8 protein-coding genes are annotated in these 12543 nt (G+C 45.4%); 1 reads left to right on the top strand and 7 read right to left on the bottom strand.

Annotated elements, in window-relative coordinates:
• Positions 1-56: 56 nt before the first annotated feature.
• Positions 57-944 (bottom strand): carbohydrate kinase family protein, encoded by an 888-nt coding sequence (locus CLIN57ABFB40_RS02375; RefSeq protein ID WP_175628718.1) that lies wholly within the window; start codon positions 942-944, stop codon positions 57-59.
• Positions 945-979: 35 nt separating this feature from the next.
• Entirely contained in the window at positions 980-2146 is a 1167-nt protein-coding gene (locus CLIN57ABFB40_RS02370) for an MFS transporter (RefSeq protein WP_175628717.1), read from the bottom strand.
• Positions 2147-2207: 61 nt separating this feature from the next.
• Between CLIN57ABFB40_RS02370 and CLIN57ABFB40_RS02365 the strand changes: the two genes are divergently transcribed.
• Positions 2208-2381, top strand: a complete 174-nt coding sequence (locus CLIN57ABFB40_RS02365; protein WP_175628716.1) for a hypothetical protein — start codon at positions 2208-2210, stop codon at positions 2379-2381.
• 106 nt (positions 2382-2487) lie between these two features.
• On the opposite strand, the gene CLIN57ABFB40_RS02360 is transcribed toward CLIN57ABFB40_RS02365, so the two are convergent.
• From CLIN57ABFB40_RS02360 to CLIN57ABFB40_RS02340, 5 genes are all read right to left on the bottom strand, one after another.
• The gene (locus CLIN57ABFB40_RS02360) at positions 2488-4344 is read right to left on the bottom strand and encodes a DUF4980 domain-containing protein (RefSeq protein WP_074705378.1); all 1857 of its coding nucleotides are present in this window, start codon (positions 4342-4344) and stop codon (positions 2488-2490) included.
• 100 nt (positions 4345-4444) lie between these two features.
• On the bottom strand, positions 4445-6013 hold the full coding sequence (locus CLIN57ABFB40_RS02355; RefSeq protein ID WP_175628715.1) for a glycoside hydrolase family 32 protein: 1569 nt from the start codon (positions 6011-6013) through the stop codon (positions 4445-4447).
• A gap of 17 nt (positions 6014-6030) precedes the next feature.
• Positions 6031-7416: a DUF4960 domain-containing protein gene (locus CLIN57ABFB40_RS02350; protein WP_175628714.1), complete on the bottom strand. Its 1386-nt coding sequence runs from the start codon at positions 7414-7416 to the stop codon at positions 6031-6033.
• 26 nt (positions 7417-7442) lie between these two features.
• Positions 7443-9155, bottom strand: a complete 1713-nt coding sequence (locus CLIN57ABFB40_RS02345) for a RagB/SusD family nutrient uptake outer membrane protein (protein ID WP_175628713.1) — start codon at positions 9153-9155, stop codon at positions 7443-7445.
• Between the two features lie 27 nt (positions 9156-9182).
• Complete coding sequence (locus tag CLIN57ABFB40_RS02340; protein WP_175628712.1) at positions 9183-12296, bottom strand: SusC/RagA family TonB-linked outer membrane protein; 3114 nt, start codon at positions 12294-12296, stop codon at positions 9183-9185.
• Between the last annotated feature and the right edge of the window lie 247 nt (positions 12297-12543).

The raw sequence follows: 12543 nt of genomic DNA, 5'->3' as shown, positions 1-12543 counted from the left end.
AAGAGGTATATTCCCACGAATGAGATATACCTCTATACTTACTTTCCATCAAACAATTACATTAGTCTGTCTTTCAAAACCTGCGGAAGTTCGGGCATTGCACCGCTTTGCGTGCAGACATAAGCAGAAACTTCAACAGCAAGTTTGTGAGCTTCGGGAACCGGTTTTCCATTCAAAATGGAAGCACAGAAAGCAGCCGTAAAGGAATCACCTGCCCCCACCGTATCGGCAACCGGAACCCTCGGTGTCTCCTGGAAAGAGACAACACCCGGGGTAAACACATAACTGCCATTAATTCCGCAAGTCAGAATCAGCATCTTCAGGTTGTATTTTGCCAACAGGATCCAGCATTTATCCTGTAAGTCGATGCCGGGATAACCAAACATACGGCTGATGGTCACCAGTTCTTCGTCGTTTATCTTCAGAATGTTGCAACGGCGGAAAGATTCGCGCAATACCTCTTTGGTGTAGAAGTCCTGGCGGAGATTAATATCAAAGATTTTCAGTTGTCCGTCTATATCGGGCATCGTATCCAGAAAACGGTTGATAGTGGCACGGCTCACTTCATTACGTTGAGCCAGGGAACCGAAGCAAACGGCACGCGTACTCAATGCCAAACGTTTCAGTTCATCCGTAAAAGGTATGTTATCCCATGCCACGCCTTCTTTGATTTCGTAACAAGGTACACCCTCGTTATCCAGTGTCACTTGTACCGTACCGGTAGGATAATCCACTTGTTCAATCTGCGTTTTCAGTTTCTTTTCGTTGAATACGTTCAGAATCTCGTCTCCCAACTCATCCTTGCCCACGGCACTCACCACGCGACTGTCAAAACCAAACTGTGATACATGATAGGCAAAGTTTGCCGGAGCACCACCTATTTTCTTTCCTTCGGGCAACACATCCCAAAGCGCCTCGCCCATTCCTACGATTACATTATTCATGATCTACGGATTTTATTGTTTCCAAAGTTATAAAATTATTTTTTAATACGGAACGTATAGAATAAGAGATAAAGCACGCCCACCGTCATTACGGCTACTGCCCCACTCTGTCCCATGGCATCGGATGCTACTCCCATAGCCAACGGAAATACCGTGCCGCCGAACAGTCCCATAATCATCAGACCGGAAACTTCATTCTTTTTACCCGGTAGGTAAAGTAATGCCTGCGAGAAGATTACGGAGAACACATTGGAGTTGCCGAAACCAATCAGACCGATGCATGCATAAATCATTGTCTTGTCATGGAATATAAACAAACCTGCCATCGCTATCAGCATCATCACAACGCTAATGCCGAAGAACGATTTTGCCGACATCTTACGCAAAATGAAAGAACCGAGAAAGCAACCTGCCGTACGGAAGATAAAATAAAGGCTTGTTGCAAAAGCCGCATCGTCGAGTCCCATGCCGAGACGTTCCATCAAAATCTTGGGGGCAGTGGTATTTGTTCCTACATCAATTCCAACGTGACACATGATACCGATGAAAGAAAGCAGGATAAACGGTTTGCCAAGCAAAGCGAGACATTGTCCGAAAGTAGACGGTTTGCCTTCTTCTTTTTCCTCTTTAATCTGTGTGACATTGAGCAACAGGATAGCAATAACGGCTACAATCATGTAAATCGGGAACAGGATGCGCCAGCCTAAATCGAAAGTCGGAATGGCTTGTGTCGCTCCCCACATGGCAATATAAGGAGCAAGGAAAGAGGCAATGGCTTTCACAAACTGGCCGAAAGTCAGGCTACTTGCCAAACGGTCGCCACGTACGATGTTAGAAAGCAACGGATTCAGGGAAGTCTGCATCAACGCGTTTCCGATGCCCAGAAGGGAGAAAGAAATCAGCATCAGCATATAGCTGTCTCCGAAAACCGGCAATAACAAAGAAGCAAAAGTCACAAGCAAACTAAGCAATACGGTTTTCTTCTGACCGATGCGGCTCATCAACATACCTGTGGGTACGGAGAAAATCAGAAACCAGAAGAATACCAGTGAAGGGAAGATATTCGCCTGCGAGTCCGACAGACCGAGGTCTGCCTTTACATAATTGGAGGCAATGCCTACCAGGTCAACAAATCCCATGGCAAAGAAGCAAAGCATCACCGGGATTAGTTTGGAAAGGGAAGAGTTTTTACTGTTTTCCATTGTTTTATCTTTTATATAATAATTTCTGTATCTATAGGACAAGACACATAACCTTACGGCAATGTACACGTCAGTCCTTTATATAGTTGGTGTATCTCCCGTTTCTTGTTATGCTAAAGCTACGGTATTGTTACCTTCCCACGGCCGTGGTGACTTCTCTTCACGGCTGTGGGAAGAAGCTACCACGGCCGTGGTAGGATCTCGTCACGGCCGTGAAGAACTACCAATAGCTTAAGTTTAGAGCAACTATATCCCCACTTTATGGGTACTCTCTCATTGGGAAAGAGGAACTCTGCCCTAAGGAAACAGGGAAAGAACGCATGGAGCGGAATAGAACGGGCTTATGGCTTCAACTTGTAAACTACAAATGAGTCTACCTTATAAGCTCCTCCTTTACTGTAAAAGTCGATATGGTTGTAAGGTTCCGAAGGGAATACCTGATTGGTCATCACAAAACGTCCACCGTCTCCAAAGGCCTCAACGCTGGATTTATCAACAAACAGACGGAGTTTTAATGCCTCTTTGCCGCCTTGTTCCTCGTTTCTACCTTGTTCAATTGCTGTCCAGGTCAACATCGGGAAATTCTCATTGAAGCTGACCTCTCCGCTCTTGCGACGATCCATTGAGAATTTCTTTTCTTTCATGTCATATTGCATATCCACTTCTTCGCCTTTGTCATTGTAGAGACGGAAGCCGATTACATCTGCACGTTGATTTTCGATTGCCAATTCTATTTCGTATGCACCGTCATTGCCGGGAATCATTTCTTTAATTGTGCGTGTTCCGTTCACTTTGAACGAGCGTTTCTTGGAAGCATCGCGCAAAGCCAGCAGTTCGGGAGAGGGAGCTGATTGGAGGTAAGTCTCACCATCTACGGTAAACAGGCTCAAGTCACGGGGAACGGAGTTCGGGCTACGGTATTGGGAGGTAGGAACATCGTTTGCGTATTGCCAGTTGCTCATCCATGCGATAGCGATGCGGCGGTTGTCGGGAGCATCACTCCAAGTCACGGTGGCATAATGATCTTTTCCCCAGTCCATCCATTTGGTTTTGGAGGGTGATTCGTTTACAAACTCTTTTCCGTTGAAGAAGCCTACAAAATATTGAGTAGCCGAGTCACCGAAAGGACCGTCGCCGAGGCTGCAAAGCAGTACCCATTTCTTTTCATTTGTTCCTTCTACTGGGAGTTCGAATAAGTCGGGACATTCCCAAACGTTTCCGTGTGCGCCGTGTCCTTTGCCGAAGCTGCTTTCAAATGTCCAGTCTTTCAGATTGGGGGAAGAGAAGAATTGCATTTCCTGCCCTACTGCCAATACCATGATCCAGCGTTTGGTGCCTTCGTACCAGAATACTTTCGGGTCGCGGAAGTCACGTGCTTCGGATACTAATACAGGATTGTTTTCGTATTTGGTAAAGGTACGTCCGTTGTCGGTGCTGTAAGCAATGCTTTGTACCTGACGGTCGCTGTTTTGTGTATAGATGGCGACGATGGCGCCTACACCGAAGCCGGCGGTATTATGATGGTCTATCACGGCGGAGCCACTGAAGATAGTGCCAAATGCATCCGGGGCGATTGCTACGGGGCGATGTTCCCAGTTTACGAGGTCTTTGCTGATGGCATGTCCCCAGTTCATATTTCCCCATTTGGAACCATAAGGGTTGTATTGGTAGAAAAGGTGGTATTCGCCGTCTTTGTATACCATTCCGTTTGGGTCGTTCATCCATCCGTAAAGGGGAGAGAAATGATAGGTGGGACGGAACTTTTCACGGTTGCTTGTATCGAACGTATCGGACAATTTCATTTCCTTGCAGCAAGCAGTGTTGTCCGGCGAAAGGTTGACACGAACCGGATCGTTGGAGTTCATTTTAAATTTGAAAGAGATTAGTTTGCCGGAATAGTCGGAAAGGTCTACCGGAACAAAGTAATCGACTTTATGGATGGCCAGACGGACATCGAAGTTCTTTACCTCTTTATTATTAACAATCATGCTGATACGCACATCGGGCGATGTATCTTCTACGGGCAACAACAGATACTTCTGGTTAGTGTTGACACGTACGAGGCAATGTCCTTCTCCTAAATCTTTAATTAATAAAGGAGAGTTGTCCGCACGGGCGGATAGAGAGATATTCATCACAATCATACAAAATAAAACCGCGAAGGTTTGAATTTGTTTGGAAGAGAGTCTTAAATTCATGCTTTATGGTATTAAGGTTGTTACAGTGCAAAGATAGGCGCTCCGGGATGAAACGCCTATCACTTTTGTTTCAAACACTGTAAAAGATGTTACTTTTCTATTAATAGGTGCTCACTTGAATATCTGATACAGTGATTTCACCTTTATAACAACAGAGTGACCACGGATTCTTCTGCATTTGATAGATGCGGTTCGTGAAAGATAACTGATCGTTGATGTAAGTCACACAAACCGACTGGTCACTGTAAATCGTCACACGGTATTCATTATCGGACGGGATATTGAATTTGTTATCAAACAAGTATTTGGCATTGTCACCGTCTTTCTCGAAGTTGGCTTTACCCTCGTCAGCGTTGACGTGGATGCTATACCATGATTTGGAGTCCGTTCCACGAACGAAAGAGATTCCAAAACGATCTGTATTCGAGGATGCTTTTACGGTAAAGGAAATCTTGTTGTGCACTTTCAACCGGTTGAAGATGACGGAAGCTCCTTCGGCCAACGTATAGGTTTTACCGCTTTCTGTTACGTTTCCGTCTTTAGCCATCACTTTTACTTCTTGTGCAGAAGTGTATTTACGGTCGATTGCATCGGGAACTCCGAGAGTCAATGTACCGTCTTCGTGCTGAATGAGGCGTTGTGCCACCAAGTTGCCAGCCCATTCGGGTTCTACATCCCCTACGTTTCCATTATCATTGCCGGCACGGGTAGGACACCAGCCCCAGATGTAACGGTTGGTTCCATCGGAAGCAGTCTTGCCTGCATAGAATGCACGGCTGTCCAGCATACCTTCCCGATTGTCCGGCCATATTCCGGCATCATTGGCGGTGGTTGCTTTCAGTTCTTCAAGTGTTCTGCCTTTGAAGTATTGTACCTTGCGCATGAAGGAAGCTTGTTCCGAATAGACCATATACCACCAGTCTCCCATCTTGAATACGTCCGGACATTCATAGAAACGGTCCCACATCATGGTCATAAATGTGCCGGCAGACGCCCACTCTTTCAGGTTAGTAGAGGTGAATTCGGCAATGTGTCCTTTTCCGCTTTTACGGGTGGCAATCAGCATGTGATAAACGCCGTCTTCGGTCTGGAACAGGAACGGATCGCGAAAGTCATTCTTGTCATAGCCGTACGTATCTCCTTTCAGATAGAAAGTGCGATTCTTGGTCCATGTTTTAAAGTCGGGAGAGGTAGCTACCATGACTACCTGTGCATTCTGGTCGGAAGAAGGTTTGAATTTATTGCCGGTGTAGAAGGTGTAGTAGAGTTTATCAACCGGATTATAGATGGTACCTCCTGTACCGATGGCAGCATCCTGTTCGTCACGACCTCCACACGGAATCAGTTCGCCGAGAGATTCATAAGTAGCACCATCTTTGGTGGCCACCCCGAAAATGGGGTGGTAAGTAGCTTCGGGGTTCGGACGGTAGTCTTGCAGGTACATCACTTTAAAGTCTTTGGCAACCGGATCATAGAATGGCATCGGGTCACCGACAAAGCCTACCTGCGGTTTATAGTACATCGAGAAGCCATGCTCGTCGGCCGATTGGAAGTAAGTGGCTGTACCGTCCCAGTCCCTTTGAGTCAATACGGGATCCATTTCATCACTGCAAGCGCTCATTGAGGCCAACAGCGTGGTGATTGCTATATGTAAGATCATATTTTTCATAATTATTGCTTATTCTTTTATTTACATAAGTAGTTGATTGCATTCAGAGTCATTTGCTCTACGTTGTAGTGGTAGTAGTCGGCAGAAGCGTCTACGCCTTTACCGTACCAGTCGTAACAACCGGAGCCGATACAGATCGTGCGTCCGCTGTTGGCGCGCGGCTCGAATTCGGCAATGACTACCGCACCGTCACCTCCACGTGCCAGGTCAATTCCTCCAGTCAGGTTACGCCATTCGTTCAAGTCGGCATAACCTCCCCAGTCTGTTCCGATATGCCATTGCGCTGTACTATTGGTTATCGCATAGCCGGCATCACAAGTATATACTGTCGATTTGTCGCCATCTTTCCATCTTAAATCCTGGAACAACGGATGCGATTCGCTACCGGTAATCGGGAAGCTCCACGGAGAAGACGTAATTTCGGGTGAGTCTTCGTTTCCTCCCCAACTGTTGTTGGGTACACGCTCGTCTTTTGCAATGCTAAGGTCCTTAATATAGAAAGTTGCATAGCGGGTCAGCAATAGGTTACCACCGTTTTGATAGTAGACTTTAAATTTCTCTACGGCAGCTTTCGCATCATCCGGCAAAGGAGGATTATCGCCATTGTCTGCATGGAAATGCCACCAGATTGCAGTATATTTACCTAAATCTACTTTTCCTTCTACTACATCTTTGAATGAGACGTATTCGGACATGGATATATTATCCATCATCCACTGGGCAGCGGCTTTTTCTTCAGGACTTGTCAGTTGACTCACAGAAGAAGCTGTGCCGATAAAGGCAGTCGGAATTACATTTCCTTGAGTAACTGTTACTACATAAGGAGTCACTGCCGAACGGTAAGTTGCTGTATAAGTGACAGGGTTGGTAAAGTCCTGAATGCTGCCGGATGCCGGAGTCACAGTGACTCCATCTGATCCGGTGAATGTACCTTTCAACTGGGTAATATCCACTGTCAGCGGAACAACTACAGAGATTGTTTTTGATAGCTGGTCTACTTTTCCTACATAAGTATCATTCAACTTAAAGGTCAGTATCTTTGCTTCGTCTCTCTTCACGGTAATCGTATAGCTCATCTGTACGTCGCCATTCTTCACGGTCAAAGATACGGGAAGAGAAAAGTCGATTGTTTCACCAACAGCGATGCTCGCCGTAGCACCTTCGGAAAGATTGATTTCACTGACGGCCATTCGGGTAACGTCATAGTCGTAAGGTACTCCCACTACGATTGTCTTATTCTGATAATCGATCGTCCCTGCGTATTCATCCAGTTTAATAGAGTTCACCCATACATCTCCGTTCAGACGAAGATTGGATTTGAAGTCATCGCTACATCCCGCAACTGTCAGACATGCTACAGTCACCAACAGGATGGTATAGAGTTGTTTTATGATTGATTTCATTTTATTCTTTGTTTTAAGATTGATGGTTACCAACCGAAATTCTGTGTATAATTTCCGTTACTGGCACTGATCTGTTCGAATGGGATTGGGAGGTATTCGTTCTTATTTTCCGTGAAACCTGCATTCTTGTAAATAGAACAACGGGCTGCTTCGGTCACATAATAAGCATTGATAACGTCTTTGGCTTCTCCCCATCTTACGAGGTCAAAGAAACGTGAGCTTTCCATACCGAACTCTATACGGCGTTCCCATTTCAGCATTTTCATGGCTTCGTCCTGTGTATATGCTTTCAGTTCATAAGGAGTTACTTTGAAGTTTACTCCGTACTCTTCTTTGTAATTGAAGATCAGCATTGTACTTCCGGCTGCACGGCTGCGTACATCATTGATAAGTGAAATGGCATCGGCAATGCGTCCGTCGTTCAACTGTATCAGGGCCTCGGCACGCATCAGCAATACATCTGCATAACGGATGACGATATGATTCAGGGAACTTGCCCAATAAGAACCTTTCTTCAGGCAGTCACAGTCCGGGTCTACATTCTCTTTGAGCGAAACATAATATCCGTAAAGTCCCTTGCTACGGCTCCAGTCATCATTCTTCTGAATCAAGTAGCCTTCATTGTATTTATAAGGGAAGCCCGGCATACCTACCGTGTGGAATAAACGGGGGTCTACATTGTCCGTCGTAACCTCGTAGTTCTCATTATCGTAGGTATTGAACAACGGCTTTCCCTGCGAGTCGGTTTTGAAAGCGTTCACCAGATTTTGGCTCGGTTTGTGGAAGTCACAGCAGCCTAGTATCTGCGGAGTTGTCAGTCCCATTCCCCAGTTCAGATTACCGTTGTATGTTCCGTCGTTGATAGAATATTGAATCGCCCATACAGACTCTGCGCCATTTTCATATTGAGGCAGGAAGTTCATGCTATAATCATTTTCCAATCCGTAACCGGCTTTGGCCATGATGAGAGGGTCGGTATATTTCACTACCTGCTTCAGGTCCTCTTCGTCGATACCGGTAAGGTTGTTGTTCACTCCATCCTGACGGTAAGCCTTATACAAGTAAGTCTTTGCCAGGTAAGCGGCAGCGGCAGCTTGTGTGGGACGTCCTTTTTCTATCTGCACTTCCGGCAGATTGTCGTAGGCAAACTGGAAGTCGTCTGCTATCTTTTGCCATTGTTCGTTATTGGTATAGGTGGTATTCGAAAGCTCGTTGTAAGCATCCGGGTCCATGTTTTCATCGTCTACTATAACGATCTTCTTAAACAGTTCCTTCAACATGAAGTGGGCGTGTCCGCGCAGGAATCTCATTTCAGCAATGCGCTGGTCCTTCAGCGGATAAGTCTTTTCATCCATCAGGTCGAGTGACTGCAAGGCTGTGTTGGCACGGGTGATGCATTGATACAGTCTTTTCCATATATCGTTGATATTCCAGTCGGTGGTGTTGATACCTTTAGAAATTTCCAGTGCGTTGAACACACCGCCGTCTTCCGTACCGGAACCGCCTTTATAACAATCGTCGGAACGTACGTCATAATTCCAAAGCGAGAAGGAAGAGTTGATGTCGTCACCTGTTGCCAAAATGGCGTAGGCTGAAATCACGAGATTGTCCACGTATTCGGGAGAAGCGATCTGATCGCCGGTCACAATACCCTGCGGAACCTGACGATCCAGAAAATCGTTGCAACTGCTTGTCAGCAAGGTAAATCCGATGGTTGCTATGTATAGTATCTTTTTCATGATAGTTCGTTTTATAAATGAAGTGAATTAAAATCCGATGTTAAGTCCGAAGGTGATATTCACAGGGATCGGATAAGAGAAGTTCGGGTTTTCCGGGTCTTCTCCCGTAAAGTCTTTACTCTTGATCGTCAGCAGATTTTGCGCGCTACAATAGAAACGTAAACGTTCCATTCTCAACTTCTTGGAGATTACTGCCGGAACTGTATAGCCTAATTGGATATTACGCAGTTTCAGGAAGGAACCGTTTTCAACAAAGTAAGTGGAGACACGCTGTTCATTGTTTGTATCGCTGCGGGTCAATGCCGGAATAGTAGAGTTCGGATTAGTAGGCGACCAGGCATTGAGCAGGCGGGTTCCTTTGTTCAGGAAGCCGACGTTGGATGCACTCCAGAAGTCACTTTTCTTCTTCACGTCACTGATGATATCTACTCCCTGAACGCCTTGCCAGAACATAGTCAGGTCGAAATTCTTATATTCCAGGTAGATATTCAATCCGTAGCTGAAAGCAGGAGTCGGATCGTAAATCCATTCCTGGTCTTTTTCATCAATCACACCGTTATGGTCGATGTCGCGGTAGCGGATACGGCCAACGGCTGCACCTTCCTGCGTAGCGTGATTATCCACTTCTTCTTGTGATTTGAAGATACCATCGGCAATGTAGCCCACTTGTGAGTTGTATGTATGACCGACTACACTTTTTACTCCATTACCACCAAACTTTCCATTGGCAGCCACTGTCTCCGGCAGTTCAAGAATTTCATTCCGGTAAGTGGAGATGTTTCCGTTCAAGTCGTAAGTCAGTCCGAAGGCAGTTTTGTTGCGGTAGCCCAAGTTGAATTCAAAACCCTGGTTTTTCATTGCGCCCGAATTAATCCAACGATTGCCACCTTCTCCCAATACTCCCACTCCTGCCATTTCAGTCAGGATATCGGTTGTTTTCTTGTAATAGTATTCCAATGAACCATACAGGGATTGTTTGAATAGGCTGAAGTCGATGCCGACGTTCGTCTGTGTGGTTGTCTCCCATTTGATATTGTCATTACCAATCTGGTTACGTTTGAATCCGGAAGGCAGAGTACCACCTCCGTTAGAACCTGTAATATCGTATGCCGTACCGTAGCTTTGACCGCCAAATGAATCTGTTGTTCCATAATTAGGAGCGTAGATAGTGTAACGGGCAAGGTTGGAGATTTCCTGATTACCGGTCTGTCCCCATGAAGCACGCAGTTTCAGATCGTCCAACCAAGTCAGTTCCTTCATAAAGCTCTCCTGTGTGATGCGCCATCCCAAAGAAACGGAAGGGAAAGTGGCATAACGATGGTTTTTACCGAAGCGGGAAGAACCGTCACGACGGAGCGTCAATGAAAGCAGATATCTGTCAGCATAAGAATAGTTCATTTTGCCGAAGAAAGAGACAAGCGAGTAACCTTCGCCGGCACCGTAAGCCTGTGCTGTGCCGCTACCTGCATCGGGCCACATATAGTCGGGAGTAAGGATAGAGAAATCTTCTTTGTAGCCGGAGAAATGACTGTCGTCTTCCCGGTTCAGCTCCATACCTGCCATAACATCTCCACGATGTTTGCCTATTTCCAACTGGTAAGTGGCAATGGCATTCCACATCCATTTGGTCCAGTGTTCTTGTTTGGCTTCCACTGCACTCTTGCCGTTATTGGTCTGTGTTCCTTCCTGATAAGGATAGGTGAAGTAACGGGCTTGCTTGTTTGCGTAGTCCAAGCCAAAAGTAGAACGAACATTGAATCCTTTGAAGAGGCTTAGATTCACATAAGCATCACCGAACATACGCCAGTAAGTGTATCGGTTGTCTTTGTTGTATTCGAGTACGGCGCGAGGATTACGACGGTCCGGCCATCCGCCTACCGGTCCTCCCCATGAACCATCCGAAGCATAAACGGGGATAGCGGAAGGAATGTCCAAAGCAGTTTCAATAATTCCGCCGGGAGCTTGTACTTCCGAAGTACGGTTTAAAGTGAAATGCTGGCCGATAGTCAATATATCATCAATTAATTTATAATCGCTGTTCATGCGGGCGGAGAAACGGTCGAAGTCCGTATCTTTAATTACACCCAGGTTTTTGTAATATCCCAGAGAAAAGAAGGAAGAACCTTTCTCCGAACCGTTGCTGACAGAGAGATTGTATTGCTGGATAACACCTGTACGGGTAATTTCATCAAACCAGTCGGTATCTGCCACAGGCATTGTATTCTTTGAGTCCAGGTATTTGGAAAGACCCATACCATATAGTACCGGATTTCCGTTGGCATCGTAACCCCAATTGTAGTTATATCCCAAGGCATTGCCGTTCGGGTTCTCACCATCGTTTACATAGGCTTGCCACATGGCACGTCCGTACTGTTCCGTATTCAACACGTCCATCTTACTTTGATACATGGAAGCTGAAACCGAAGCATCAAAGTTGATTTTAATCTGGCCTTTCTTTCCTTGTTTGGTAGTAATGACGATAACGCCATTTGCAGCACGCGAACCGTAGATGGATGCTGAAGCAGCATCTTTCAGTACTTGAATGGATTCAATGTCGTTTCCGTTCAATTCGTGCATACCGGCTTTGGTAGGAACTCCATCGATAATATAAAGAGGATCGTTGTTGTTCAGCGTACCGATACCGCGAATACGTACGGTAGCCGATCCGCTCGGATTTCCATCCGCTGTAATGTTCATACCGGGCACGCGGCCTTGAAGTGCTTTCACCGGGTTGTTCTCCCCTTGCTTCTGGATTTCGTCTACTTTCACTACAGAAACAGCACCGGTCAGGTCGGCTTTACGTTGAGTGGTATAACCTGTTACAACCACTTCATCTACCATTTGAGTGTCTTCTTCCAATAATACATTAATGATAGCAGCCGATTTTACGGTCACCGGTTTATAACCAATATACGTAATCTTTAAAGTAGAGTTAGCCGGAACCGAAAGGGTGAAATTACCATCTAAATCAGTAATTGTTCCATTAGCAGTAGCTGTAGCTTCAACAACAGAGGCGCCGATGACCGGCTGTCCGTCCGTTTTAGAAGTAACGTTTCCTTTCACCGTAATGCTTTGCCCCCAAAGGACTGACATGAAAGTAAACAGGAAACAAACGCTGCAAAGAAGTTTTTTGTTCTTCATAATACGATGCATTAGTTTGATGTTATTAAATTAAAAGTACGAATTTTATCTATATCGATAATGCAAATTACGGTTGATTTATATCAAACGACTGAAAAAAATGTTTCAAAGGCTATAACATTTGTTGCATAGAACGCTATTTTATAGGGTTTTATACATTATTCTTCAAAATAGAAGAATTATAGAATATCTATCCTCCAGTAAGTATGGAAAATATTACCTTTGCAGGTGATAAGAACTTAAAAAA

Origin of the sequence: Bacteroides acidifaciens (assembly GCF_903181435.1) — a bacterium.
Taxonomy (GTDB): Bacteria; Bacteroidota; Bacteroidia; order Bacteroidales; family Bacteroidaceae; genus Bacteroides.
The sequence above is the reverse complement of the archived record's forward strand: the minus strand, read 5'-3'. Positions and strand labels throughout refer to the sequence as shown.

Excerpts from the sequence above, each read along its gene's own strand:
- CLIN57ABFB40_RS02375 (WP_175628718.1), bottom strand. The coding sequence starts at position 944 with ATGAATAATGTAATCGTAGGAATGGGCGAGGCGCTTTGGGATGTGTTG.
- CLIN57ABFB40_RS02370 (WP_175628717.1), bottom strand. The coding sequence starts at position 2,146 with ATGGAAAACAGTAAAAACTCTTCCCTTTCCAAACTAATCCCGGTGATG.
- CLIN57ABFB40_RS02365 (WP_175628716.1), top strand. The coding sequence starts at position 2,208 with ATGTACACGTCAGTCCTTTATATAGTTGGTGTATCTCCCGTTTCTTGT.
- CLIN57ABFB40_RS02360 (WP_074705378.1), bottom strand. The coding sequence starts at position 4,344 with ATGAATTTAAGACTCTCTTCCAAACAAATTCAAACCTTCGCGGTTTTA.
- CLIN57ABFB40_RS02355 (WP_175628715.1), bottom strand. The coding sequence starts at position 6,013 with ATGAAAAATATGATCTTACATATAGCAATCACCACGCTGTTGGCCTCA.
- CLIN57ABFB40_RS02350 (WP_175628714.1), bottom strand. The coding sequence starts at position 7,416 with ATGAAATCAATCATAAAACAACTCTATACCATCCTGTTGGTGACTGTA.
- CLIN57ABFB40_RS02345 (WP_175628713.1), bottom strand. The coding sequence starts at position 9,155 with ATGAAAAAGATACTATACATAGCAACCATCGGATTTACCTTGCTGACA.
- CLIN57ABFB40_RS02340 (WP_175628712.1), bottom strand. The coding sequence starts at position 12,296 with ATGAAGAACAAAAAACTTCTTTGCAGCGTTTGTTTCCTGTTTACTTTC.